The sequence below is a fragment of the Enterococcus sp. ZQ21 genome (assembly GCF_030053755.1).
GTDB lineage: Bacteria > Bacillota > Bacilli > Lactobacillales > Enterococcaceae > Enterococcus_B > Enterococcus_B lactis.
In genome coordinates, this window is record NZ_CP125658.1 from 2,231,666 (window position 1) to 2,258,295 (window position 26,630).

Consider the following 26,630-nt stretch of genomic DNA (forward strand, 5'->3'; position numbering starts at 1 on the left):
ATACAAAAAAGGTGAGAGGCAAAAGTAGCTCTTAAACTTTTGCCTCTCACCTTTTTAACTATTTCCTTATTCTATACTTTTTCCAGTTGTTTCCTCATAGTCTCTTTTCATGATGGCCCATGATTTCTCAATGTCTTCGTCTAAACCAAATAATCCACTACGGCCGATGATATAGATATCTGGCCCGGCATGATCAATTCGCTTAAATGATTTTCGATTCGAAGATCCGTCCATTTCGATCAAATAATGATATCCCTTTTCTTGACGAAGTTTTCTTAAATCAACGATTTTATCTAATGTGCTTTCGATGAAGCGCTGTCCAGCAAAACCGGGATCGACTGTCATGATAGTGATTTTATCCACTAAATCAATATAAGGGAAAATAGTTTCAATAGGTGTTTCAGGATTTAATACGACTCCTGCTTTTAGCCCTGCAGCATGGATCTGATCGATCAATCGAAAGGCTAGCCCGTCTAAACATTCGACATGCATACAAATCCATTCGCATTTTTGTGCAATCAATTGATTCACCCAAAAACTTTGGTCTGTGACCATTAAATGGGCAGACATTGGTAAATGACTGATTTTTCGTGCTTCCTCAATGAACCATGGAGACAATGTCAGATTAGGTACATAATGTCCATCCATGATATCGATATGATAAGAATCGACATGCTGATTCAAAAACTCAATTTGTTCCTTAAATTTATCTAGATCCATCGTCATTAAAGATGGTGAGAACAAAACTTTACTCATATATAAGACTCCTTTATTTAAAAATCAATGATTGAATCCCCGACTAAATGAAGGACTTAGAAAATCTGAATGTCTCCCAAGTCAATATCTTCTTCTTCCTTTTCCACTACGGATTCGACTTCTTTCCCCACATCTTTTTTGATAATTGCCAAAACAACGGCTGTCACAAGAACATTCACTAAGATTGCTATCACGCCTGCCCAAGGTCTGGACATCGTCGGAATCATCAATACGCCGCCAAAGGGTACTGTTGCATCGGCGCCTAGGATCATTGTCGTTGCACCACCAGCAAATCCGCCAATAGCCGTAGCAACCACACCTCGGACGATATCATTCATCACTAGTGGGATCACACCTTCGACGATATTGATCACACCCATTGGAACAGCTGATTTCAATGTTTCGACTTCCACTTTTGTATAGATGTTTTTCCGAAATATTTTTGCGACAAAGTAAGCTAATCCAAAACCAATAGGCGTCGCCGTATTTACCAATTGGAGGGCTGTAATTGGCCCATTGATTCCTTCTGCTTGCATTGTGAGAACAAAGGCAAAAACAGTTTTGTTAATTGGTCCACCATAATCAACGCCACTTAGTAAGCCGATTACACCGCCAAAAATCAACAAGGACGAATTACCTAATCCATCTAAGAAATTCGTAAGAAAAGACGTAAACAAGGCAACAGGTGTTCCAATGATATAGACCATGATTAACCCACCTAGGATAGAAGCAACAAATGGAATAATCAATGTTGGCATCAGTCCTTTTGCCCAATTTGGGACTTTCACATGGTTTAAAATAGCTAACACGAGGAATCCAGAAAGATAGCCACCTAATATCCCCCCAATAAAACCAGCCCCAATAGCATTCGCTGTCAATCCGATGATGAACCCTGGAGCAATCCCTGGTTTTGCTGCAATAGAATAAGAAATCCCTGTTGCAATGACTACAGGAAGTAACCCTAAACCAGCGCCTCCCATTGTTGCTAAAGCATCAAAAAAAGAAAATTTACCTTGTACCAGTGTCCCTTGACTTGTTCCACCGAACGCCATCCCGATAGCAATCAAGAACCCTGCTCCACAAACGATTGGAATCAAATAAGAAATCGCTGTCAATAAATGTCCCTTTAAATTTAACTTTTTTATCTTTTCCATCTTTTTTCCCTCCTTATGATCAAACAAGTTGTTTTTCAATTATTTCTTGTGCTTTTTCGATCAGTTTATTGGGTGACTTTACGGCTATTTCACTGGGGACTTGAATGATACGTTTTCCTTCAAATCGTTCTCTGCCGCTTATTTTCACATCAATCGCCAGAATCACGAGATCTGCTTCTTTTATTTGCTCTGGGGTTAATTCATTCTCGATTCCAATCGTTCCTTGCGTTTCGATATGCATCTCGTGTCCTGCTTTTTTGGCTGCATTTTCTAATTTTTCTTGTGCAATATACGTATGGGCAATCCCAACTGTACATGCAGCTACTCCTATGATCTTCATGTTTTCTTCCTCCTTTTTATGATGCAAATGCTGCGATAACCTCTTTTGTCTCTTTTGCTTTGATCAATTGCTCAACAACTTCATCATTTCCTAGTTTCCTTGCAAATAAAGATAACAACTTCAAGTGAGTTTTAGCCCCTTCATTATCATTGCCCACAGCAAACAAAATAATTCCTTTTACCCCTTTACCATCTAATGTTTCCCAAGGGATTTCTCGAGCTGTCACTCCAATTGCTACCCCGATCTTTTTGACAGATGCACTTTTTCCATGAGGAATTGCAATGTAGTTCCCAATACCTGTCTGCCCTTCTTTCTCACGAGCATATATATCTTTCATAAATTCTTTTACATCGGTGATATACGCATTTTCCAACAATATAGTTGCTAATTCTTCAAGTACTTCTTCTTTTGTCGTTCCTGCTAAGTTTGTTTTGATCGTATTCGGATCGATAATGTTTGTTACTTCCATGGCATTTCCACTCCTTCACGCTTGTTTTACGACTTCAACGCCTTTTTCGATTAGTTTATTGGGTGATTTGATGGCGATTTCTGTTGGTACTTGAATGATACGTTTTCCTTCAAATCGTTCTCTGCCACTTATTTTTACATCAATTGCCAGAATCACGAAATCTGCTTCTTTTATTTGTTCTGGGGTTAATTCATTTTCGATACCAATCGTTCCTTGCGTTTCGATATGCATCTCGTATCCTGCTTTTTTGGCTGCATTTTCTAATTTTTCTTGTGCAATATACGTATGGGCAATCCCAACTGTGCATGCGGCTACTCCTACGATTTTCATCTTTTATCTCTCCTTATTTTCTTTAATGTTTGCATAAATGTTTCGTCCGCTAAACATCTCATAAAATTTGCTATTTTCTTCTTTTTTTCCGTATTTTCGTTTGGTGAAAGCAATACAAAAAGAATCAAATCGACTTGTTCGATTGCTTCGTTCCATTGAATAATGGTTTTTTTGGGATACAAAATGATGATTTTTGATTCAGTGATCAACTCATGTTCAATATGAGGAAGAATGATCCCCTCTTCGATTTGAATATTTCCATTTTGTTCACGCATAAGAAAAGCTTCCATCAATATGCTTATTTTCTCTTCTTCTCCAGGGTAAAGTGAACTTGCTAACCAATGATATGCCTCTCGTTGAGAAGTAACGGATACTTCGATTCTTTCGATGAACTCATCTTTCATTATAGATTTCCCCAATCTTTTTCTGGATTCGTGATTGATCATCTGATGTTAGCATCGCACTAACAAGTAATGTATGGACTCCTAATCGTGAGCGGATTCCAACAGTTGTCAAAATCAATTCGATGTTCGGATTTTTTTCTAAAGCCGTACGATAGTTTTTTGTCGCAATGACATCTACTATATTTAAGTCTGGAAATTTTTTGATGATTTTTGCTTTCAACAATTCAGAAGTTCCAATACCTGTCGTACACATAATCAATGTCTGAATCGGTAATTGTTGTGTTTCTAACATCCGTGCGAAATACAACGTTATGAAGCCAATCTCATCTGCATTGATTAGAGGTAATTTGAAGTGTTGACTGACTTCTTTAGATACTTCAGACACACTGTTATAGATTTTTTCATAGGTCAGCTGAATTTGGTCTAACAAGCCATTTTTTACGTGGATACGATTTTTTAAGCGATTGATCATTGGTTTGATATGATTGGCTAGATCAATAAAAATACTTTCATTTGTCACTTTCATATTGATTCGTTTGCCTACTTCTTCTAAATAGTAAGTAGTGATTTTTTCTACCTCTTCTGGAAATTTTTTTATTTCTTTTGTTGTTTTTTCCATTCTTGAGGAAACTAGATACTGATAGAGATAGTAAGATTCATTCACAGATAACGAAGTTGCCAGATATTTTTCAACATTTTGTATAACGATTTCGGCTGTTTTTTTAATTTGGTTATCTTTTTCAAAGAATTCAATTTGTTGCGTGGTTAGTTCCTCTTCTCTGGCGGGAGCACTCCTTTTCCTTGAGCGACTGATCAAGATATACAGATGTGAAAAAATATTGACATTGTAAGGATAAGGAAGTCCACCTTCTAATATTTTTTCGATTAGCTTTAATTGATCTGAAACGAACAAGACATCGTAACGATTGAAGTTGAACGTTTTCGAAGCATTTATTTCATCGATATCAAGGATATTCATGCGCCAAATAACTTCTGCAAGCCCTCTACGTATATCTTCTTCTAAACCTTTGATGGCTAATGTCCGATTTTTTCGAATCAATTGAAGATCAAACTTCCTCAACTTTTGTGCGATACTTTTCTCATCATTGGAAATTGCCGAATCACCCACCTCGTAGGCATTAAAAAGCTCAGATATCCTGATTGCTCTTGGTGAAGACAGTAAAAGTTCCTCCATTACACGATTCTGACGTTCATTTGGCGATAGACTAATCGATAGATTATTTGTTTCTTTGTTTCGTTCAATAAATTTTTCGTAGTCTAATTTATACCCTTTCCCCTTTTCTGATAAAATCAAGTGACCATTTTGAAATTCTGTATTTATTTTTTTTACTAAGCGGTAGACCGTTTTAGTCGAGGTATCTAATAAATCAGCTAATTCTTCTGAAGTCATGTAATGATTTTGTTTTGACAAGAGCAACACTAATTTATTTTCTCGATTCATTTGACTAGTCATGATCCTTCCCCCTTTGCATCTTTATCATAACCATTTTTATTCCATCTGTTTCACTGAAATTTGTCCATTGCATCAGACATTTTTGTATCCGCTTTCTAAAGTGTGATGTTTTATCCCAATTTTACTTCTATTATTTTTATAAAGTTCCACTAATTTCATCTACCATCATAATTTTATTTACTTCTGCAATAGCAGAATTCATGGGTTTTAATTGATTTGGATATGTTAACATGTTATCCTATTAGATAATGATGTTGTAAGAAAGGAAGACTTCTAGTATGATTCCTAAATACGAGCAAATCAAGCAAGACTTACTTGAAGAAATCAAAAACCACCACTTTATTCCTGGTGATAAATTTTACTCAGAAGCAGATATCAAACGGAAATATTCTGTTAGTTCAATTACTGCAGTCAAGGCTCTCAATGAACTAACTGCTGCAGGCTATCTCTATCGTATCCAAGGAAAAGGAACATTCGTTTCAAAATCAAAAGTTTCTCAAAGTGTGAAATTCTCTGATATCGAACTACATTCTTTAGATAAAGAAAAAGTTAAAGTACTCTCGATTGAGGAAGAAAATGAAATGGATATTTTAAAGGAATTAGGCTTACCAGCAAATGCTTCTTACTATAAAATTAAACGTGTTCGTTTCTTTGAAGACACACCCTTTTTGGTCCACATCACTCACTTACCAAAAAAATTAGTGAAAGAACCAATAGCAAAAGATATTTCTGTCTATTCAAGTATATACGAAAAAGTTCGTAAAGATTTTGGGATTGATCTTTTTTCCCTTGCTTCTGTGGAAACAAATGAAATTGTTTTCCCAGAGCATGCAGAACTACTTAATCTATTAAATCTAAGTTTCCGAGAACCTGTTGTCCAACAAATCAAACACTCTTACTTAGCAGATCAAAGTGTAGCAGAATATATCATCAGTTATAAACATTGGAAATACTTTAAAACAAAAATTGAAGTGGAAGCGGAATAGCTTTCACTTTTTTGTTTGCTCTCTTCTAATAAACTTTTTTAAATCCTCTTCAATACTCGCTTTTTTTCTAAATACGGTATACTACTTTTAAGTTAATATGTTAACATTTTAAGAGGAGGTAACTATGAATATTCAACAAAAAAAGGAAATGTTGATTGAATTGGGAACATTTGTAGATAAAAATTGGTTGGATGAACAATTTGAATGGTGCATGATGCGTATCAAAAAAAATATGGTTCGTTTCGGGTTAGATTTCCCTTCAGCTTGTGCAACAAACGGAAAATATCGAATCAAAAAAAATGATGATTGGACAAATGGTTTTTGGACGGGAATGCTTTGGTTATCTTATGAATGGACAAAAGAAGAGAAATTTCTAGTACGTGCAATGGAAAATATCCATAGCTTTCAAAAACGCTTAGACCAACACTTCGTCCTTGATCATCATGATATCGGTTTTCTTTATAGTTTATCTGCTGGAGCCGGGTATAAAGTCGTGGATAGTCAGTTGTGTAAAGAATCGTTTTTACAAGCTGCAAATATTTTAGTGGCAAGATTTCAGAACAAAGGGAATTTTATCCAAGCTTGGGGAGCATACGGTGATCCTCTCGAATACCGTTTGATTATTGATTCTTTGATCAATCTTCCTTTGTTGTTCCAAGCATGTACGCTTTCTAATGACCCACATTATAAAGAAGTGGCTTTCAAGCATTACCAGACATTGTTGCATACCGTGATTCGTGAAGATGCCACCACTTTCCATACCTATTACTTTGACTCAAACACAGGAGTTCCAACACATGGTGCAACGCATCAAGGTCATAGTGATGAGTCGATCTGGGCTAGAGGGCAAAGTTGGGCGATTTTAGGGATTCCACTAAACGAGCGATACTTGCATTCTGTTCCTTTTCCATTGAACTACAAAGCGATCGTCGATGTTTTCTTAGAACATTTACCTCAAGATCTTGTACCTTACTGGGATTTTGATTTCAATGATGATTTTCCATCAGATAAAGACAGTTCTTCTCTAGCGATTGCTGCATGTGGATTATTAGAAGCAGAAAAAATGGAAGCGTATCCTAAAGCAAAAGAAATAGCAAAAGGAATGATTTATCAATTAGGAACACACTATACTGCTAAAAATGATCCAGAAAATGAAGGATTGCTTTTACATGGCGTTTATGCTCATGCGGAAGGAAAAGGAGTCGATGAGCCAAATCTATGGGGCGACTACTTTTATTTAGAAGCACTTATGCGTTTAGCAAAACCTGAATGGAACACTTACTGGTAAGGAGAATGAATAGACATGCAAACATTTAAAATAAAAGACGAATTTTTAGTCGACGGTATTCCTACAAAAATCATTAGTGGGGCAATCCATTATTTCAGAATACCCCCTTCTCAATGGGAGCACAGTTTATATAATTTAAAAGCACTAGGAGCAAATACGGTTGAAACTTATATTCCGTGGAATCTTCACGAACCACAAGAAGGTTCCTTTGATTTTTCCGGATTCAAAAATGTCGTTCGCTTTGTAAAAATTGCACAAGAATTAGACTTGATGGTAATTTTACGTCCTTGCGCCTACATTTGCGCTGAATGGGAATTTGGTGGATTACCTGCTTGGTTATTGAAAGAACCTGATATAAGAGTACGTTCTACCGATCCTCGATTTATGGAAAAATTGAAAAATTATTATCAAGTACTTCTACCAAAACTTGCACCTCTTCAGATCACACAAGGTGGTCCAGTCATCATGATGCAGCTCGAAAATGAATACGGTTCTTACGGAATGGAAAAATCTTATTTACGCCAAACAAAAGAATTGATGCTTGCACATTCGATTGATGTTCCTTTATTTACCTCCGATGGTGCTTGGCTAGAGGTGTTAGATGCTGGTACATTAATTGATGAAGACATTTTTGTGACTGGTAATTTTGGAAGCCACTCAAAAGAAAATGCGCAGGTCTTAAAAGAATTTATGCAGAATCATCAAAAAAATTGGCCGATCATGTGTATGGAGTATTGGGATGGATGGTTTAATCGATGGGGAGAACCTATCATTACGCGTGATCCCGAAGAATTAGCAACTGAAGTAAAAGAGATGTTAGAAATTGGTTCCTTGAATCTTTATATGTTCCACGGGGGAACAAATTTTGGTTTTTATAATGGGTGTTCTGCTCGAGGCAATACAGATCTTCCGCAAATCACAAGCTATGATTACGATGCACTATTAAACGAAGCTGGACAACCTACTGAGAAATATTATGCAGTTCAAAGGGTCATCAAAGAAGTTTGTCCATCTGTTTGGCAAGCAGAGCCCCGAACAAAAACGTTAAAAAATCTAGGGACTTATCCGGTAAATAAAAGCGTTTCTCTATTTCATATAAAAGAACAGATTTGTGAAGAAATCAAAACAGATTACCCTTTGACAATGGAACAAGCAAGCAATGGCTACGGCTATTTATTATATTCACTTACCTTAAAAAACTACGGACATAAAAATAAATTACGTTTAATCGAAACAAACGATCGTGCACAAATATATATTGACGGCAAATACAATCAAACGCAAACACAAGAAACACTGGGTGATGAAATGATGCTTGAAGGACAAAAAAATCAGCCCACTATCGCATTAGATGTTCTAGTTGAGAATTTAGGAAGAGTCAATTACGGTGCAAAATTGAATAGTCCCTCCCAATCAAAAGGGATTCGCAATGGTGTTATGCAAGATATCCATTTCCATCTTGGATACCGCCATTACCCATTGACTTTCGAACAAGCTCAACTAGATAAAATCGACTATTCCGCTGGCAAAGACCCGTCACAGCCTTCTTTTTATCAATTTGAGTTTGATCTTGCTGAAGAAGCAGATACTTATATCGATTGTTCTTTATATGGTAAGGGGGTCGTCATCATCAATGGATTCAATCTTGGGAGGTACTGGAATCATGGGCCTGTTTTATCACTATATTGTCCAAAAGATGTACTAAAAAAAGGCAGAAATGAAGTGATTATTTTTGAAACAGAAGGTATATCGATTGATACATTGATTTTTTCAGATCAACCAATAAAAAAAGATTTGTCATGAACGATTCAAAATAATCATCCTGTAAATTAGCTTATACAAAAAGGGAGTCCTACGAAAATCATTATTCGATTTTCAAAACGGATTCCCTTTTATAGTGAATAGCTTTTCTATCATTATTTCTCTTAATCAAGTACAAGTGATTACTTCTCGTCCGAAAATCTCAATTTGTGTTAATGCTGGGAATGGTGACGTATCTTCTGCTTTTTTCAAATTTTTCAAAGTAACTGAACTCGTCATTTTTTCAGGAAAGTAAAACGATTGAAATTCAAGCGTATCTGTTGTTGCTACTTTTATTGTTTCTCCATCAGAAAAACAAATCGAAACTTCTGTCCAATAGCTATCATGTGGATAATCTCCTCGAAACAAAAGATTTACTCGATCGGTTTGGATTGAGCGTCCAAAGTCGATCGTCAAAGTTGCATCTTTTTGCTGATTGATTCCCCAAGAAGTAAATGGATAGGATCCATGTGAGCGATTACCAAACTTTCCGTCAATCGCATTTTTAGCAAAAAAAGTCACATCATTTCTCGTCTCTACATTAGCATATGCATGTGGATATGCTCCACTGAACAATTTTTGATCATGAGGGTTTGTAGATACATTCCGATAGCTTTCCACTTCAAAATCATAGGCTTTACGAACATATATGTGATGTCTTTTTGAACGAAATCCCGTCTCTACTGAAGCTTTCGTTTCTTCTAGCGGAATCACATATTCCCATTTCTTCTCTGGAATATAAAGAAGTGTCGGTGCCAATGTTTCATCTAATTGCACAACAAAATAGTGATCATTTTTCTCTTTCGTTATGACCAGTTTGTCTCCTACTTCATATGTGTGATTTTTGATTGCTAAAACTGCTATTTCTTCTCCATTTGCAGAAAATGCGGTTTCTTTTTTCTCGTGATCGATTTTGCCAATAACTACTTGATTATTTTTATTTTTTAGATCAATTTGGATCATTTTTTTCTCCTCCATTTATTATTCCGCCAACTAAACAAATAAAGCGATGGGTACCAGGTTCGATTTTCTTTTTAAAATAGGGAAGATTGGTTCTTGGAAAGAATACAGAAGTATTTGGTTCTAGCACCTGAATCCCTGCTTCTTCATACCCCTCGATTGCAATGATTTGAGACACATGCGTTTCTTTTATTTTTGCACAGTCTTTCGCCAAAGTTATTTCTGGTTCTTTTACCAAAAGACTAAATCCGCCTTCTCTTATCTCTAAAGGAATCGTCGTATATATCTCATGGAATCGAACATGCCATTCACCAAATGGGTAAATTTCTGTTTGGATCAGCACTTCTTGGAATGGTTGCCATTCATACATAACAGAAGTCTCTGTTGCTTCACTACTTCGTACCTTTTTCTTTGTCCTGAAATATTCACCGTCTCTTGAAAGAGCTAATGTATTATCAAATGCCCCTTCTCCATATGTGATTCCCGCTTTTGGCACACTAAAGCCGAATTTAGTAGAGTAGACAAACTTACTATACTTCGCTGGGGCATGCGCTTGGCCATCAATCATCAAACCATATGGATAACCAAGTACATGTTTTCCTTCTTTTGCCTGACACAAAAGCATATTTCCATTATCAATCAATCTTTTCTCTTTGGTATTGACTGGTTCAGGTTTGGCTTTCCAATACGGATGTTCTTTTTTTGTTGCTAGTAATAAAAATACTTTTAATGCCCAATAGGGAGACCCCGGTGCGTTATAACCTTCTGCCATCACAAGGTTCTCATAATGATACCCAATGGATAGCCGTCCGTCATAAGTAAAGATATCGTGTGTCATCCACTGCTTCATATGGTTGGAAAGAAGCGTCTTTATCTGACCCCAAGGGATTGCTTCCACTTCTGCAAAAATCAATGCAGAAAAAAAAGCACCTTGTGCAAATCGATAGATGAGACTTCGTCCATAAGGTAACGCTTCTCCATCGGAATCGAAATAATAAATATAGTCCTTCGTAAACTCTTTTGCACGATAGATGAATTTTTCTGACCATTCAGGAAAGTCATCTTTCATTAATTTGGCAAAAATCAATCCATAATAATGAAAAGCAAAAGGAACATAGTAATCTTTTTGCGAAGATTTACCGTCGATATACCAGCCTTTTCCTACATACATCGTGTCAATAAAGCGTAATTCTGCTTCCATTTTTTCTTTATCTAATGATTCACCACAATGTTTTAAAGCGATTCGGATCAAAATTTTGAAAAATGTCCAATTATTTTTAGGTATTTTTTTATCTAAGGCTTGTTTTAGCCAATGAATCAACTGTTGTTTGGAAGTGACTGACAGTTCATCAAAGAAATAGTTTCGATTCAATAACAGATTCAAAGATAACGCTGCCATTTCTACGATATATTGATCATAATCGTTAATATCTCCCCAATAAAATGAATCTTTTGGATTCATCCCTTTCAAGATTTTCTTTCGATAGACGTCTTTCAACTCATCTTTCGTCCCATTATTCATCCAATAAGGTGCCAGTCCCCATAATGGACGAATAAATGCCTCCATTTCTGCTCTCTTCTCGTCATAAACAGCGCCGCTACTCCCTAGACGTACTCCTGGTTTTTCACTATTGAATAGTCCCTGTTTTAAAGGCAGAATCATCTCCTCTAGTGCTTCTTCGAAATCGCGCCGCGTCAAAAATAGATTTTGTTTTAACTGATTCATGACAACCTTCCGAATTCTTTTTCTTTAGGATACCATGGTAGAAAATCGGTTTCAGGAGAGACTTCTGAGTGAGATGAAAATGAAATGAGTGAGAAAGCAGGATAATCAAAACTTAATATGTTAGCACACTTAGTATTGTTTTCTCTTGGAAGCATTTCTTGTGATTTCTTCGTTTTACTTACTCTATCTAAAATGAAAGAAATCTAATATACCTTTGAGCCATTTCCAGTAAACAATATTTACCCCATGATTTGTTAATTCGTCCACCCTAAACAGGACGGAACAGTTAGGTTATAAAAAAGCATCCACTGGATCATATAAATAAGAATCTCAGCATACATCTAAATAAAATGAACGCTAAGATCCCCTTTTAAATAGGCTTATTCACTTGTTTCTTCCAGCACTTTTGGACTATCTAACTTTTCAGAAACATGTTCCATTCTTCTCAATAAATAGATTTTCCGGATATTTAATATTATCGTCTTAATGACTGCATAGACAGGTATACAAATCAGCATGCCTAATATTCCTGCGACACTTCCTGCTCCAATCAATACCAAGATGATCGTCAGTGGATGGATATTCATTGATTTCCCAAACAACAACGGCTTGATCAAATTTCCATCTAATTGTTGGATCACTAGAATCGACAACGCCATGTACAAAGCTTGAAATGGAGAGATAAACAAACCGACAATGATTGCTGGTACTGCTCCAATAAAAGGGCCGACATATGGGATAATATTCGTGATGCCGCAAATGACCGCAAGCAATAAGCTATAAGGCTGATTGAATATTCTCATTGCCAAAAAGCTCATCACACCAATAATCAAAGCATCTAAGATCGTACTGCTGATATAGGCAGACAATGTTTCATTTAATTCTTTCACTGTTTGGCGCAACTCTTTACGAATCGCTTTCGGAAAAAAATGAGACAACGCATCAATAAATTTGTGTCCATCCTTAAACATAAACAGCAAGATAAATGGAACGGTAAATAACAAAATAAAAAATTGCATCATGAATGAAATGATTTTAGTGACACTTGCAGATAAGCTGACCAATATGATATTGAACAAATTACTGAGAGATAAATTCGCTGATGCTAATTGTTCTTCCAAATTGAAATTTTTAAACTCTTCTCGCTGCGCCAATTCATTTAACCATTTGCTTGTTTCATCTGCATAGATTGGCAGGCTCTGAGTCAATTGAATCGTCTGCTCCACTAACTGAGGCACTACATTCATGACAGTCAAAACAACTAAAATGATCACGACCAAAAATGTCAATAAAAAACCGAACACTCTCGGAATCCGATGCTTTTCGAGAAAAACAACGATTGGATCGAACATATAATAGATAAAACCAGCCACAAGCAACGGCAAAAAAATAGCCGAAAGCATTTTCAATATTGGACTAAAAATATTCGGCATTTGTAAAATAAAATACACGCCGACGATCGTGAGTACTAGCTCCACTGTCCAGAAAAATAATTTTGATTGTTTAAAACGTGATTGCATACCTCTCCTCCAAATTCCTTTGATACTTCTATTTTATCATTTAACAAAGAATTACGCGCTGAGATTTTCATTTGCTTAAAAAAAACAAAATAAAAAAGGAAAGGTATTTGACTGATCAGAAGAGTACTTCAACAAAAACACGATCCGCCCAAAATAAAAATCGTTTTGGGCAGATCGTTTATTGCGCAATACTGACTAAATGCAGCTTTGTGATATTTTTGTGCACGGACAATTCCTCGATCACATCGGCATAAGTGAGTCCTTTAGGAAGATCGATCGTATATATATTTTTATATACACGATAGTCATCAACGAATTTCACATCAAAATTCACATCTTCGATCACGATATTTTTCTCTTCAAAATAATCGGTAAGAAAATCTTTGGTTTCTTTTCTATGGATAAATTGGATTTCTAACTTTTTAGTCGTAGGTACATGGATCACGCGTTTCACTACTGTGAGTGCAATAGCAATCCCGATAAAACTGATGATCGCAATGGAATAGTAACCCATGCCGATGGCGATCCCTAATCCGGCAATAGCCCATAAAGAAGCGGCAGTCGTAAGTCCCGTCACTGATTGTTTCGTGACGATGATCGTTCCAGCACCTAAGAAACCGACGCCACTCACTACTTGAGCAATCAGCCTTGCTTCATCTGAACGGATCGTTCCAGCAAGCTGTGGATACGCTAAAGCATCTCTTAATGCTCCACTAGCGATCTCGACTTGGATCAATGCAATGATACATGCTCCCATACAAACTAAAATATGTGTACGCATCCCTGCTGGGCGATTTTTATATTGTCGCTCAAAGCCAATTGCTCCGCCAAATAGCATAGCGATCCCTAAACGTAAAATAATCTCTGGAATTGTCAATACCATATCATTCATCTAAACACCCTCCTGTCCAATATATCATGTCTGAAAGGAGCAGACAAAAAAAGTGCAATTTTTACCTCTTACGAAAAAGAGCGTGGGACAAAAGTAAAGAAAAACTTTTGTCTCACGCTCTAAACATGTGTAAACGGCGGAAGCAGAAGCAACTCCTTCGGAAATAAGCTGAAATTCACAAAAATTTGAAAAGCAATTTTCGTGAATTCCTTCTTATTTCTTGGAGTTAAACGCTTCTGTCCCAGCCTCTTTTGTAAATTACAATTTACTTGCTGCTTCTTCATCGATGATCACAACGACATTGTCGTGGTTTTGCAATACACTTGCTGGTAAATGATTCGTTACAGGTCCTTCAATCATCCCTTTGATTGCATCAGCTTTGCTTTCGCCAAACGCCATCAAGACGATTTCTTTACTTTTCATGATCGAGCCAATTCCCATTGAAACAGCTTTTGTTGGTACATCTTCTGCTTTATCAAAGAATCGTTTGTTTGCATTGATCGTTGATTCTGTCAAATCAACTACTGAAGTTGTTCCGTCAAATGAAGCACCAGGTTCATTGAAACCGATATGTCCATTTTGCCCGATTCCTAAAATTTGGATATCGATTGGATGAGCATCGATGATTTGATCATACTTTTTGCATGCTGCTTCCAGATCTTCTGCTTTCCCATCTGGTACAAATGTTTCTTTGAATGGTTTTTTATCAAATAATTGGACATCCATGAAATGGCGGTAGCTTTGTTCATCTGAACCACCTAGTCCAACGTACTCATCTAAGTTTACAGAAGTCATTTCACTGAAATCCAAATCGCTTGAAGTCATTTCTTTATATAAAGTAACTGGTGTGCTTCCTGTTGCCAATCCTAATACTTTTGCACCTTTGTTCATACCTTCTTTGATGATTTCAAATGCTTTTTTTCCGCCTTCTTCAGCGTTTTTTACACGAATGATTTCCATAGTGATTGCTCCTTTGTGTTTTGGTATAGCCCAATTATAGCATTCTTTTTTTCTTTTTACAATAATCAGTATAGACCAAATTCTATTTTTTTCATTTTCTTGACAACAAAAGGGCATCCGTGTTAGGTTTCATAAGATGGTTCAATCAAACAATCCATGTTGCATGAAAACCAAGCAATTGATTCACTGTGGACGCTTTATGTCTGCAGTTTTTTTATGAAAAAGGAGTTATTATGAGTATACTGACATTAAACAACATCACCCAGCAGTTCGGCGATAAAATCCTCTATGAAGGAGTCGATCTGCAATTAAACGCTGGCGAACATCTTGGGCTGATCGGACAAAACGGAGCCGGCAAAAGTACATTGATTAAAATCATCACTGGTGAGATCCTGCCAGATGACGGACAGATCCATTGGCAAAAAAATATTCATAAAGGTTACCTCGATCAATATGTAGAAGTCGATGAAACATTAACGATCGAAGAATTTCTAAAAACTGCGTACGCAAAAGAATACGAAAAGGAAGAAAAAATTGCTTTTCTTTACCAAACATATAGCGAGACCTTCGATGATTCCTTGCTGGAAAAAGCTGGGAAACTCCAAACGGAATTAGACCAAGGAGTGTTTTATCAAATCGACACCTTAGTTGCTGAGATGAGCAGCGGGTTGGGAATCGATGTCTTAGGTTTAGATTCACTGTTGAAAAATCTAAGTGGTGGACAACGTTCAAAGGTGATTTTAGCAAAACTACTTTTAGAAAACCCAGATGTTCTGATCTTAGATGAACCAACCAATCACTTAGATGATCAGCATATCCAATGGCTGACGCAGTTTCTTCAGGATTTTGACGGTGCGTATATCGTGATTTCCCATGACCAAGAATTTCTTGATCAGATCACCACCCATATCGCAGACATCGAGTTTGGAAAGATTACTAAGTATACTGGCCATCTAAAACAAGCATTGAAACAAAAGGAACAAAATCGCGAAAGCTATTTGCGCCAATATCATGCTCAACAAAAACAAATCGAAAAGACCGAAGCTTATATTCGGAAATACAAAGCCGGTTCCCGATCAACGATGGCAAAAAGCCGACAAAAACAATTAGATAAAATCGAACGGCTGACACCTCCCGCTTCAGCAAGTAAAGCTGTCTTTGATTTTCCATTCTCTCCTATTGTCACGACGTTGGCAGTGGAAACAACTGATTTAGTCATCGGCTATGATCGACCGCTACTTGCACCCATCAATTTGACCATCCGGTTTGGTGAAAATATTGCCATTCGAGGCTTCAACGGGATTGGGAAATCTACTTTGTTAAAAACATTGATTGGTGAGATCGAAAAAATAAGTGGCGATTTCCACTTCCCAGATAACACAAAAATCAATTACTTTTCACAAGATCTGTACTGGGAAAATCCATTAGAAACACCACTACAATACTTAAGTAGTCAATTTCCAAAAGCAACTATCAAAGAATTACGTCGCCAATTAGCTAAAGCTGGACTAGTCAATCAATTAGCAAGCGAACCTCTCACTACATTAAGTGGTGGAGAACAAACCAAGGTGAAACTTGCACAGTTGACAATGAACCAAGGTAATTTACTGATTCTCGATGAACCGACGAACCATATTGATCAAGAAACGAAAGAAAGCTTACAAGATGGCATTCAGAAATTTCCAGGAACGGTGATCATCGTCTCTCATGAACAAGAATTTTATCAAGATCTTGTTCAACGAGTTATTGAGATCGAGCCAAAATAATGAGACAAAAAGACAAAAAAACTGATGATAGCATGATCATCAGTTTTTTTGTTGTTCAGTTTTCTTTTTTCTCTCGAAAAACAACGAATTGAAAGAAAAACGCACATCCCTGAAAAACAAGTCCGCTAACCGTTACACCTAACCAACCATACTGCTGCCACATGGTCGTCCCTAGCAATGAACCAGCCGCACCTCCAATAAAGTACATAAACATAAATACAGTATTATTTCGGTTGCTTGCTGCTTCACCTAGTCCTTGTACTCGTGTTTGATTGGCGACTTGACCAAATTGATTCCCGACGTCTAATAAAATAATAGCTAAAAGCAAAATGGCCAAATGGCTTCCGCCAACCAATAAAGCAATAAAACTTATTGTTTGCATAACAAGTCCCATATATACAATTTTTCTTTCAGAATAAGAATCTGCCAGTCGTCCCACGATAGGTGCAGCGACTGCTCCAGACAACCCAAAAATCGCTAATATCCCTGCTTCAAAAGTCCCCCAATTGTAAGCGGGACTGCTGATATAAAAAATCAACGTAGACCAAAAGATCGAAAATGTGCCAAACATAAAAAATCCGCTGACTGCCGCTTCTCTTAATAAACGTTGAGAGGCAACTAAATGCGGCAAACTTTTGAGTGAATCAAGGTATGAAACAAATGTACTACTTTGCTGGACAGAACGCGGCATCTTCCAGTAAAGCAGAAGTGTAAGAATCCCGACGGCACATAAAGCAAATAAATAGATCATCCGCCAAGAAAAAAGACTGGCAACAATACCAGATACCGTCCGAGAAAGCAAAATCCCCACGAGTAAACCGCTAAGCAATGTTCCCATGACTTTTCCTCTTGCTTTTGGTCCCGCTAGTACCGCACCGTAAGGAATGATGATTTGCGGCACGATCGAAAGTAATCCTATTAAAAAAGAAGCGCATGCAAATAACGTAAACGAAGGCGCAAAAAAAGCGGCCAACAGCGAGATAGCAGATAACGCTGCCATTCGTATAATTAATTTTGGACGATCCACCACGTCTCCTAAAGGAACTAAAAACAGTAGCCCTAGTGCATAGCCTAACTGGGTCAGCATTGTCAATATCCCGACTGCACTTGTGCTAACAGATAAACTAGCTGCTACTTTTGTTCCAATCGGCTGGATATAATACATATTAGCAACAACGACGCCGCAAGTGATTGATAATAATAAAATAAGCGATGTTGTTAAAGATGTTTTTTCTTTACTCTCCATTGATTTCCCCCATTTCCTATCTTAGTTTACAACTTATGGAAAAGATTGGAAATAGAAAAATACAACTATTCGCCATACTTATTATTTTTGTCTTTGTTTTCCTTGTTTTTTCTTGCGATCTTTATAAATGAAGACAACTAACCCTACTAACACAGTAACACTTGCAACCAACGTGACTGCAGTTTTGTTATATCCGTGAAACAGAGCTTCTCCACCACACGCATACAACACAGATGAAGGGATGACTCCAATCACGATCGACATTACGATTTGCTGAAGAGGCAGTTTCATCGCATCTGCAGCAAAATTGACCATAGAAGATGGGATCACCGGTATCATGTAACCTAACATTACGCCTATTTTTGGATGTCTCATTTGCCGAATGGATCGCACCCAATGATTTTTTTCAGTTTTCTTGTCTAAAAACTTCAATCGGTGCATCAAAAACACAGCGGAGATATTGCCCAGAGCATTCCCTAAAACATTGATACCTGCCCCAATGAACGGACCAAAGCTCAATCCGGCAATGACACCAATAACCGAAGTAGGGATACCGGGAACAGCACACATCACTGCCGTTAATACGACTAAAAGAAGCCCTGCGAAAAATCCGTGAGAACGGATATGAGCCAGTAGCTGTGCTTTACTTGCTTTCGGGTTCAAAAATAATTGTATATCTGTCTGGTATTCCAAATACAACCGATAGCCCACCATCAGTATCAGAACGATTCCCAACGTGATCAAAATCAATCGGATTTTTTTCTTTTTCATATTACCTCCTGAAAAAAACTATATTCATTAAATAATAGTTTAACATAAAAACAAAAAAGCACCGAAATCCAAGATAGGATCTCAGTGCTTTTAAATAGTTAAAAAATTATTTAACAGTTACAGATGCGCCAACTTCTTCAAGTTTAGCTTTCAATTCGTCAGCTTCTTCTTTAGATACGCCTTCTTTAACTGGTGCAGGAGCGCCATCAACTACAGCTTTAGCTTCTTTCAAGCCTAAGCCAGTTGCTTCACGAACTGCTTTGATAACTTTAACTTTTTGGTCTCCAGCTGCAGTTAATTCTACAGTGAATTCTGTTTGTTCTTCAGCAGCAGCAGCGCCACCAGCAGCAGCTACAGCTACAGGAGCAGCAGCAGATACGCCAAATTCTTCTTCAATAGCTTTAACTAGGTCGTTAAGTTCTAGGATAGTTGCTTCTTTTAACTCAGCAACGATGTTTTCAATGTTCAATGCCATTATAATTTCCTCCGTTTAAATGTTCTTTTTTATTTAATACTTTATGCGGCAATTAAGCTGCATCTCCATCTTCTTTGTCTGCCACTGCTTTGACAGCGTAAGCCACGTTGCGGACTGGCGCTTGTAGTACAGATAGCAACATAGATAGAAGTCCTTCGCGATTTGGCAATTTTGCCAATGCTGTGATTTCTTCCAATGAAGATACTTTACCTTCGATGATACCGCCTTTGATTTCTAATGCTTTTGCTTCTTTAGCAAATTCGTCCATGATTTTCGCTGGTGCAACTACATCTTCGTTACTGAATGCAACGGCTGTAGGTCCAGTGAATACTTCGTCCATGCCTTCAAGGCCAGCTTTTTTAGCTGCACGTGAAAGGATTGAGTTTTTGATAACTTTCATTTCTACGTTAGCATCACGAAGTTGTTTACGTAAACGTGTTACTTCATCAACTGTTAATCCGCGGTAGTCAACGACTACTACTGATGCAGCTGCTGTAAATTTTTCGCTTACTTCATCAACGATTGCTGCTTTTTTTGCGATAATTGCTTCACTCATTTTTGAGTTTCACCTCCTGAATTTTGATGGAAGAGTTTTTTGAACTGAAAAGGCAAATCACTTGTATAGTTTCTTTGCTCAACCAGTATTGTTCATCATCTATTCACTTCGTTCATAGTGATTCACAATAAAAAACTCTATGCCACCGCAGACATAGAGGGACTATTGAATATATTCAATAAACGTCCTCGGTAGGAAATTAAGGCTTGGAGCCACCTACTGTCTTCGGTACAAGTTAATTATTAACCTCAACTAGCTTAGCATGCTAAACTAGTTGAGTCAAGAATTATTTTTCAGTTGGATCAATCAACGTTCTAATATTTGATTAGAAAGAAGCTTGGTCAACATGGATACCAGGTCCAAATGTTGTTGTGATCGTTACATTTTTCATGTATTGACCTTTAGCTGCTGATGGTTTAGCTTTTAGCAATACATCATGGATTGTTGCAAAGTTTTCAACTAATTTTTCATCATCAAATGAAACTTTTCCGATTGGTACATGGATGTTTCCAGCTTTGTCTACACGGTAAGTTACTTTACCAGCTTTCACTTCGTTTACTGCTTTTGTTACATCCATTGTAACTGTACCAGTTTTAGGGTTTGGCATTAAGCCTTTTGGTCCTAATACACGTCCTAGACGACCTACAGTAGCCATCATATCAGGTGTTGCAACAACTACGTCAAAGTCAAACCATCCGTTTTGGATTTTTTGAACCATGTCGTCGTCACCTACGAAATCTGCACCAGCTGCTTCAGCTTCTTTTGCTTTGTCTCCTTTAGCAAAAACTAAAACAGTTTGTGTTTTACCAGTTCCGTTTGGTAATACAACAGCACCACGGATTTGTTGGTCTGCTTTTTTAGGGTCTACGTTCAAACGGTATGCAACTTCAACTGTTGCATCAAATTTTGCAATGTTTGTTTCTTTTGCTAAAGCTACTGCTTCGGCAACAGGATAAACTTTACTTGAATCAACTTTTTTTAATGCATCTTGCATTTTTTTGCTCTTTTTAGCCATTTTGGTTCCTCCTTGATTGTGGTTATAACGGTTGTACCTCCCACGTGTTCTATATCTTTCAATATAGAGCCAACTGAGAAGCTGCTGTCTTAGGGTGTAGAGATTATTCTACAGTGATCCCCATGCTTCGTGCAGTTCCTTCAACCATGCGCATTGCTGCTTCAACGTTAGCTGCGTTTAGGTCTTCCATTTTTAATTCAGCGATTTCTCTTACTTGATCGCTAGAAACTTTCGCAACTTTATTTTTGTTTGGTTCACCTGAACCTTTTTCGATTTTAGCTGCTTTTTTCAATAGAACAGCAGCTGGCGGTGTTTTTGTAACGAATGTGAATGAACGGTCTTCGTATACAGAAATAACAACCGGAATGATCAAACCTGCTTGATCAGCTGTACGAGCGTTGAATTCTTTTGTGAATCCCATGATATTGATACCCGCTTGACCTAGTGCAGGACCTACTGGTGGAGCTGGAGTTGCTTTCCCTGCAGGAATTTGCAATTTAACGATTTTTTCTACTTTCTTTGCCACGAGACATACCTCCTTAAGTCCGTGATGTGGTTAATTGGAGATGCATATTTCTCCTCCCACGTTTTATCTGATCTGAAAAAATCCAGACAAATAATGTGCAAAACAATGCACACTGGTACAGTATAGCAAATTTATTTGTTTTTTCAAGATTTTTTTCTGCTATTTTTACATTTTGCTTGAATAAACGCTAAATTTATTCTAAAAAAACAACAATTTTTCGTTCCCATTTCTTCTTTTATGTTACACTTGCGCTAGCATGGTTCAACAGATGAAAGCAAACAATAACGCGGTTTTTTTAGACCCTTGTACAAAGATTCCTACATAACAAAATGAGGTGGAGAAAATGAAAGATTTAAGGTATAGAAGTGTCTTTGATATTATTGGACCTGTGATGATTGGTCCAAGTAGCTCCCACACAGCTGGAGCAGCTAGAATTGGGAAGATCGTACGCAGTATATTTGGCGAGCAACCTGATTCTGTAGATATTTATCTATATGAATCATTTGCAAAAACCTATCGGGGGCACGGAACAGACATTGCATTAGTTGGCGGTCTATTAGGAATGGAACCTGATGATGAACGTTTAGCTGATTCTTTGAAATTGGCATATGAAGCAGGCATGGAAGTCTTGTTTGTTCCTAAGAGTGAAAAAGCCGAACATCCGAATTCTGTAAAGATGCTTCTAAAAAAAGGAACACGAAAGCTTTCAGTTACTGGCATTTCGATCGGCGGTGGCAATATCCAGATTTCTGAATTGAATGGATTCAAAATTTCTTTAAGCATGGGAACACCTACCTTGATCGTTGTTCACCAAGATGTTCCAGGGATGATCGCTAAAGTGACTGGTATACTTTCTGAAACCAATACGAATATCGGTACTATGACAGTGACACGGGAATCAAAAGGCGAAAGTGCCATCATGATCATTGAAGTAGATAATCCTCAAGTTGAAGAAACAGTAAGAAGACTCAAACATCTGCCAAATATCGACAGCGTAAACTATTTCGATTAAGGAGCTGAAAAAATGTTTTTATCGATTGAAGAATTAGTAGACCAAGCGAAAGCTTATTCAAGTGTAGCAGAATTGATGATTGCAGTTGAAATGGAAATGAGCGGTCGTTCCCGTAGTCAGATCATTGCGATTATGGAAAAAAATCTTTCAGTAATGGAACAATCGATCAACGAGGGAAAAGAAGGTGTCACCTCCGTCACAGGGATTACCGGTGGCGATGCAAAAAAATTAGATGATTATTTGAACGATGCAGATTTTTTGAGCGGAGAAACGATCTTAAAGGCTGTACGCAACGCTGTAGCTGTTAACGAAGTCAATGCAAAAATGGGATTGATTTGTGCTACACCGACTGCTGGAAGTGCGGGGGTTGTTCCTGGTGTGTTAATGGCTGTCCGAGATCGGCTTGGTTTGTCACATGAACAGCAATTGGAATTTTTGTTTACTGCTGGCGCTTTCGGGTTAGTAATCGCGAACAACGCTTCTATTAGTGGCGCAGAAGGGGGTTGTCAAGCAGAAGTTGGTTCTGCAAGTGCAATGGCGGCGGCAGCTTTGGTTTGCGCAAAAAATGGGACTCCTCATCAAGCAGCTCAAGCAGTAGCCATCACATTGAAAAATATGATGGGACTGATTTGCGATCCTGTTGCAGGTTTAGTTGAAGTACCTTGTGTCAAACGTAATGCTTTAGGGTCTTCTCAAGCTTTCATCTCTGCTGACATGGCATTAGCGGGTATCGAAAGTGTCATTCCACCGGATGAAGTCGTTGCTGCGATGTATCAAGTCGGACGACAAATGCCATCGATTTTCAAAGAGACAGCAGAAGGCGGCTTAGCTGTTACGCCAACTGCTAAGCGACTTACAGAAGAGATTTTAAATAAGAGGTCGTAAAAAAGCTGCCTAGTTTCGAGTATTAAGAGATTAGTTATTTCCATCACAAAAAAACGAAGAGACGCACAGTTAGGCCTCTCTTCGTTTTTTTATTAATCCATCAATTTCGTATTTTTTACTTCATCAATCGTTTTTGTTCCTGCAAGTTGCATCGTGATCGACAATTCTTTGTTCAGGTGTTCAAAAACAGAAGTTACCCCTTCTGCCCCACCTAGATTCAATCCATAGATCACTGGTCGGCCAATCGCAACTAAGTCAGCACCACTTGCCAAAGCTTTAAAGACATGTTCTCCTCGACGGACGCCAGAGTCGAAAATCACTGGTACACGTTTATTGACTACTTCGGCAATTTTTGGCAATACTTCAAAGGAAGCAGGACCTCCGTCTAATTGTCGACCACCATGATTAGATACCCAGATACCATCTGCCCCTGCAGAGATAGCGATGACTGCATCTTCTGGCGATTGTATTCCTTTTACGATGACTGGAAGATTGGTGATTTCTTTGATTGTTTTGATGTCATCTGGTGTCAAGCCTTGCTTTGCAGCTGCATAAATTTCTGCAATTCCTTTTCCTTCGCCATTCCCACTTGCACTTTGTTCGCTATAAGCAGCTAAATTAGGCATTGGTAATGGAAATTGGAATTGATTGATCACATCTTCTTCACGGTAACCACCAAGCGTTGAATCTGCCGTTAAAATGATGGCTTTAGCCCCTGCTTCTACTGCTTTTTTCAAAATGAACTCATTGAATCCATCGTCTTTACTCATATATAATTGGAAAAACTGCGGTGCACCTGGCGCTGCATCTGCTGCATCTTTGATTGTCGTGTTTGCATAAGTGCTGATGGAAAAGATTGATCCAGCAGCAGCTACCCCTTTAGCTGTATCAGCTTCCCCTTTTTCATGTGCCAATCCTTGGGCCGCTGATGGCGCTTGGATAATCGGTGTGTCTAATTCAATTCCAAAAACTGATGTATGCAAATCCGCTGAGTCGATTCCGCGTAATATCCGTGGCATGATTTTTTTTGTATTAAAAGAAGTCGTATTTTCTTTCATCGTCCACTCATCTTCAGAACCACCGCGAATATAGCCAAAAGCTCCTGCTTCCATGCGCTCTTTTACACGACCTTCTAGTGAGGCAATGTTTACGATATCGATTGGATGTTCTTCATTACTTGTATGATAAGTCATAGTAGATCCTTCTTTCATCTTCTTGATTACATATAAATCATACTATCCTTACAAAAAGTAAGCAAAAATTTACTCTCGGATCCTTTTCTTGCTATTCGTTCCAAACAAATCGACTAACAAGCTGATCTACTTCTTGGTTTTCATGAAGCATACTATGAGCGGCATTTTCGCCTTTTACTATTTTTTCTTCTACTTCATTTCCGTGTTGTTTCAACAACGCATAGACAGCTAATGCACTGTTTAACGGTACTGTCCCATCACTCAAGTCTGCTTCATCTAATTGTCCGGCAATCAGGAAAAATCGAGTAGTTGTAGGCAAATTTCCGATCATTTGCTGATAATCTTGATAGCGGCTAGAAACAACAGCAGGCCCCTTTGCTAACTCCTCTGTCAGAGATTGCCCACTGTCATCGACAAAATCATTAAAAGGTGCACCAATTGCCGTAAATGTCTGAACTTGCGGCAATGACGTATCCTGTCCATATGTTCCTAAATAGCGTAATGCACTAACCCCTCCCATGGAATGCCCCACTATGTTGACTTTGTCTATGCCCTCGTTTTCTTTCAGATACAAAAGACAAGATTTGATCCATTCTGCTTGGTTCCACTCGTTGTTTTTATTATCTTCAAACAATACTTGGACCATCGGATTGTCTGCTTTTCCAGACAAGTCCCCTTCTGCTTGTATTTGTCCATCTGCTCCTACTATTAAAACTAATTCTTTTACTGCTTTTTGATTTTTTTCCAAACGTTGCAACATCCCTTTAAAGGAATTTTCTGTCCCGCTGTAGCCATGGAAAAAAAGTGTTGGAATAGTGGTTTTTTCTATCAATTTACTGGATTCTACCGTTTTTTCTTTATCAGAAACTGCAGTAGTATTCGTCTTCGTCGTCTGGCAACCACTTATCGCAAACAAGCTGATAAGCACTAAAGCTGCTGTAGCCGCATGTTTGCATACATTTTTGATTTGATTTGTCATTCTCCTCTTCCTTTCCATATAGAAAAAAGAAAGACTTGAAAGGTCAATCGTATGATCGACATTTCAAGTCTTTTTATTAATCATTAATCGATTTTATCTACTTGATCGAAATCAAGTTCTGTACTTGTTTCACGACCAAACATATCGATGTTGACTTTCAATTTTTCTTTTTCTCCGTCAACTTCTGTTACTTGTCCTTCTAATCCAGCAAATGCGCCTTCGATGATTTTCACAACTTCGCCAACTTCTACTTCTAGATCATTTTGTCGTAGACTCATGCCGATAGAACGCAAGATATGATTGACTTCTTCTGGAAGTAGTGGTGCTGGTTTGCTTCCAGCTCCGTGTGAACCAACGAATCCTGTCACGCCTGGTGTGTTACGGACAACATACCAGGAAGCGTCTGTCATGATCATTTCAACAAGAACATATCCTGGAAATGTTTTATGAACGATTTCTTTTTCTTTCCCATTTTTGACTTCTGTTTCTTTTTCTTCAGGAACAACGACACGGAAAATAAAGTCGGCCATTTTCATACTTTGCGCACGAGATTCGATATTTGCTTTTACTTTGTTTTCATATCCTGAATATGTATGCAAGACATACCAGTTTTTTTCAAAAGATTCCATTGAAGGCTCCTCATTTCATTGTAAAATAAAAAAACCTCAGTACACCCGAAGTTTTTCTTTCGCTTCATTATAGCACTAAAAGCACATTGTGGCCAGCGAGTTATTTTAAGATCCAGCCAAATAAACTTTGGATTGCTGTATCCATTACGTAAAACATCAACCCGAAAAGAATAGAAGTTTCGATAACTACCAACGTATCTTTACGAAGTTGTTTTCTGTTTGGCCAAGTTACTTGTTTGATTTCATCTTTTACGCTTTTTAGAAATTTCATGAGACATCCTCCTTTGCTGTTTATTTCGTTTCTTTATGTAATGTATATTGATTACAATATTTACAAAATTTGTTGATTTCTAAACGTTCGCCGCTTTTTCCTTCACTGACTGATTTTGTGTAGTTACGAGACCCACAAACGGAACAAGCGAGTGCTGCTTTTTTCTTTGCCATTTACTTCTGCCCCCCTTGCTGAGAATCAGACTTATACTTAATAACAGTATCACGTAACTTTTTACTTGTCAATT

The 26,630-nt window shown here is 37.7% G+C and carries 29 protein-coding genes and 1 other annotated feature; of the genes, 6 read left to right on the plus strand and 23 right to left on the minus strand.

Annotation, left to right across the window (positions count from 1 at the left end; translation table 11 throughout):
• Positions 1–66: 66 nt before the first annotated feature.
• From alsE to QK255_RS10845, 7 genes are read right to left on the minus strand one after another with little or no spacing between them, the layout of a single operon-like run.
• The gene (gene alsE / locus QK255_RS10815) at positions 67–756 is read right to left on the minus strand and encodes a D-allulose 6-phosphate 3-epimerase (RefSeq protein WP_283341547.1); all 690 of its coding nucleotides are present in this window, start codon (positions 754–756) and stop codon (positions 67–69) included.
• A 56-nt stretch (positions 757–812) separates the two neighbouring features.
• On the minus strand, positions 813–1,910 hold the full coding sequence (locus tag QK255_RS10820) for a PTS fructose transporter subunit IIC (RefSeq protein WP_002315682.1): 1,098 nt from the start codon (positions 1,908–1,910) through the stop codon (positions 813–815).
• Between the two features lie 19 nt (positions 1,911–1,929).
• Positions 1,930–2,250 (minus strand): PTS fructose transporter subunit IIB, encoded by a 321-nt coding sequence (locus QK255_RS10825; RefSeq protein ID WP_002290572.1) that lies wholly within the window; start codon positions 2,248–2,250, stop codon positions 1,930–1,932.
• Positions 2,251–2,266: 16 nt separating this feature from the next.
• Positions 2,267–2,719 carry a PTS sugar transporter subunit IIA gene (locus QK255_RS10830; protein WP_002290571.1) on the minus strand — a complete coding sequence of 151 codons (453 nt, stop codon included), beginning with the start codon at positions 2,717–2,719 and terminating at the stop codon, positions 2,267–2,269.
• Between the two features lie 15 nt (positions 2,720–2,734).
• Complete coding sequence (locus tag QK255_RS10835) at positions 2,735–3,049, minus strand: PTS fructose transporter subunit IIB (protein WP_002290570.1); 315 nt, start codon at positions 3,047–3,049, stop codon at positions 2,735–2,737.
• A complete protein-coding gene (locus tag QK255_RS10840) occupies positions 3,046–3,453 on the minus strand; it encodes a PTS sugar transporter subunit IIA (RefSeq protein WP_002290569.1) in 408 nt (135 codons plus the stop codon). The genes QK255_RS10835 and QK255_RS10840 overlap by 4 nt, the downstream gene beginning before the upstream one ends.
• A complete protein-coding gene (locus QK255_RS10845) occupies positions 3,443–4,927 on the minus strand; it encodes a BglG family transcription antiterminator (RefSeq protein ID WP_283341548.1) in 1,485 nt (494 codons plus the stop codon). Before QK255_RS10845 ends, QK255_RS10840 begins: the two co-directional genes overlap by 11 nt.
• 278 nt (positions 4,928–5,205) lie before the next feature.
• On the opposite strand from QK255_RS10845, the gene QK255_RS10850 reads away from it, so the two are divergent.
• From QK255_RS10850 to QK255_RS10860, 3 genes are all read left to right on the plus strand, one after another.
• Positions 5,206–5,913: a GntR family transcriptional regulator gene (locus QK255_RS10850; protein ID WP_002290565.1), complete on the plus strand. Its 708-nt coding sequence runs from the start codon at positions 5,206–5,208 to the stop codon at positions 5,911–5,913.
• Between the two features lie 124 nt (positions 5,914–6,037).
• Positions 6,038–7,201, plus strand: coding sequence for a glycoside hydrolase family 88 protein (locus QK255_RS10855; protein ID WP_002290564.1), 1,164 nt, complete (start codon positions 6,038–6,040; stop codon positions 7,199–7,201).
• Positions 7,202–7,216: 15 nt separating this feature from the next.
• A complete protein-coding gene (locus QK255_RS10860) occupies positions 7,217–9,004 on the plus strand; it encodes a glycoside hydrolase family 35 protein (RefSeq protein ID WP_002290563.1) in 1,788 nt (595 codons plus the stop codon).
• A gap of 126 nt (positions 9,005–9,130) precedes the next feature.
• Here QK255_RS10860 and QK255_RS10865 read toward each other — a convergent pair whose 3' ends face one another.
• The 5 genes from QK255_RS10865 to nagB form a co-directional block, all read right to left on the minus strand.
• The gene (locus tag QK255_RS10865; RefSeq protein ID WP_002290562.1) at positions 9,131–9,964 is read right to left on the minus strand and encodes a hypothetical protein; all 834 of its coding nucleotides are present in this window, start codon (positions 9,962–9,964) and stop codon (positions 9,131–9,133) included.
• Complete coding sequence (locus QK255_RS10870) at positions 9,951–11,687, minus strand: DUF2264 domain-containing protein (protein ID WP_002335459.1); 1,737 nt, start codon at positions 11,685–11,687, stop codon at positions 9,951–9,953. The genes QK255_RS10865 and QK255_RS10870 overlap by 14 nt, the downstream gene beginning before the upstream one ends.
• 380 nt (positions 11,688–12,067) lie before the next feature.
• The gene (locus tag QK255_RS10875; RefSeq protein WP_002290560.1) at positions 12,068–13,207 is read right to left on the minus strand and encodes an AI-2E family transporter; all 1,140 of its coding nucleotides are present in this window, start codon (positions 13,205–13,207) and stop codon (positions 12,068–12,070) included.
• Positions 13,208–13,385: 178 nt separating this feature from the next.
• Positions 13,386–14,099, minus strand: a complete 714-nt coding sequence (locus QK255_RS10880; RefSeq protein ID WP_002290559.1) for an MgtC/SapB family protein — start codon at positions 14,097–14,099, stop codon at positions 13,386–13,388.
• 258 nt (positions 14,100–14,357) lie between these two features.
• Positions 14,358–15,059, minus strand: coding sequence for a glucosamine-6-phosphate deaminase (gene nagB, locus QK255_RS10885; RefSeq protein ID WP_002287787.1), 702 nt, complete (start codon positions 15,057–15,059; stop codon positions 14,358–14,360).
• Positions 15,060–15,292: 233 nt separating this feature from the next.
• Here nagB and QK255_RS10890 point away from each other — a divergent pair, with 233 nt between their 5' ends.
• Positions 15,293–16,825: an ABC-F family ATP-binding cassette domain-containing protein gene (locus QK255_RS10890; protein ID WP_002290558.1), complete on the plus strand. Its 1,533-nt coding sequence runs from the start codon at positions 15,293–15,295 to the stop codon at positions 16,823–16,825.
• A 55-nt stretch (positions 16,826–16,880) separates the two neighbouring features.
• Here the strand turns inward: QK255_RS10890 and QK255_RS10895 are convergent, their stop codons facing one another.
• The 6 genes from QK255_RS10895 to rplK form a co-directional block, all read right to left on the minus strand.
• Positions 16,881–18,071: an MFS transporter gene (locus QK255_RS10895; RefSeq protein WP_002291631.1), complete on the minus strand. Its 1,191-nt coding sequence runs from the start codon at positions 18,069–18,071 to the stop codon at positions 16,881–16,883.
• A gap of 81 nt (positions 18,072–18,152) precedes the next feature.
• Positions 18,153–18,842, minus strand: a complete 690-nt coding sequence (locus QK255_RS10900; RefSeq protein ID WP_002291632.1) for a TVP38/TMEM64 family protein — start codon at positions 18,840–18,842, stop codon at positions 18,153–18,155.
• Between the two features lie 106 nt (positions 18,843–18,948).
• Complete coding sequence (gene rplL / locus QK255_RS10905) at positions 18,949–19,317, minus strand: 50S ribosomal protein L7/L12 (RefSeq protein WP_002291633.1); 369 nt, start codon at positions 19,315–19,317, stop codon at positions 18,949–18,951.
• A gap of 52 nt (positions 19,318–19,369) precedes the next feature.
• Entirely contained in the window at positions 19,370–19,873 is a 504-nt protein-coding gene (rplJ, locus tag QK255_RS10910) for a 50S ribosomal protein L10 (RefSeq protein WP_002291634.1), read from the minus strand.
• A gap of 119 nt (positions 19,874–19,992) precedes the next feature.
• Positions 19,993–20,120, minus strand: a sequence feature (ribosomal protein L10 leader region).
• Between the two features lie 78 nt (positions 20,121–20,198).
• Positions 20,199–20,888 carry a 50S ribosomal protein L1 gene (rplA, locus tag QK255_RS10915; RefSeq protein WP_002291636.1) on the minus strand — a complete coding sequence of 230 codons (690 nt, stop codon included), beginning with the start codon at positions 20,886–20,888 and terminating at the stop codon, positions 20,199–20,201.
• 103 nt (positions 20,889–20,991) lie between these two features.
• Positions 20,992–21,414 (minus strand): 50S ribosomal protein L11, encoded by a 423-nt coding sequence (gene rplK, locus QK255_RS10920; protein WP_002291638.1) that lies wholly within the window; start codon positions 21,412–21,414, stop codon positions 20,992–20,994.
• A gap of 343 nt (positions 21,415–21,757) precedes the next feature.
• On the opposite strand from rplK, the gene sdaAB reads away from it, so the two are divergent.
• Together sdaAB and sdaAA are read left to right on the plus strand one after the other, a co-directional pair.
• Positions 21,758–22,426, plus strand: coding sequence for an L-serine ammonia-lyase, iron-sulfur-dependent subunit beta (sdaAB, locus tag QK255_RS10925; protein ID WP_002315670.1), 669 nt, complete (start codon positions 21,758–21,760; stop codon positions 22,424–22,426).
• A 12-nt stretch (positions 22,427–22,438) separates the two neighbouring features.
• Positions 22,439–23,311, plus strand: coding sequence for an L-serine ammonia-lyase, iron-sulfur-dependent, subunit alpha (gene sdaAA, locus QK255_RS10930; RefSeq protein WP_002291640.1), 873 nt, complete (start codon positions 22,439–22,441; stop codon positions 23,309–23,311).
• Between the two features lie 92 nt (positions 23,312–23,403).
• Here the strand turns inward: sdaAA and QK255_RS10935 are convergent, their stop codons facing one another.
• From QK255_RS10935 to rpmG, 5 genes are all read right to left on the minus strand, one after another.
• Complete coding sequence (locus QK255_RS10935; RefSeq protein WP_002315669.1) at positions 23,404–24,504, minus strand: lactate oxidase; 1,101 nt, start codon at positions 24,502–24,504, stop codon at positions 23,404–23,406.
• A 91-nt stretch (positions 24,505–24,595) separates the two neighbouring features.
• On the minus strand, positions 24,596–25,501 hold the full coding sequence (locus QK255_RS10940) for an alpha/beta fold hydrolase (RefSeq protein WP_016628786.1): 906 nt from the start codon (positions 25,499–25,501) through the stop codon (positions 24,596–24,598).
• 65 nt (positions 25,502–25,566) lie between these two features.
• Positions 25,567–26,112, minus strand: a complete 546-nt coding sequence (gene nusG, locus QK255_RS10945) for a transcription termination/antitermination protein NusG (protein WP_002294580.1) — start codon at positions 26,110–26,112, stop codon at positions 25,567–25,569.
• Between the two features lie 100 nt (positions 26,113–26,212).
• Complete coding sequence (gene secE / locus QK255_RS10950; RefSeq protein ID WP_002309994.1) at positions 26,213–26,383, minus strand: preprotein translocase subunit SecE; 171 nt, start codon at positions 26,381–26,383, stop codon at positions 26,213–26,215.
• Positions 26,384–26,403: 20 nt separating this feature from the next.
• Positions 26,404–26,556 (minus strand): 50S ribosomal protein L33, encoded by a 153-nt coding sequence (rpmG, locus tag QK255_RS10955; protein WP_002294578.1) that lies wholly within the window; start codon positions 26,554–26,556, stop codon positions 26,404–26,406.
• Positions 26,557–26,630: the final 74 nt, after the last annotated feature.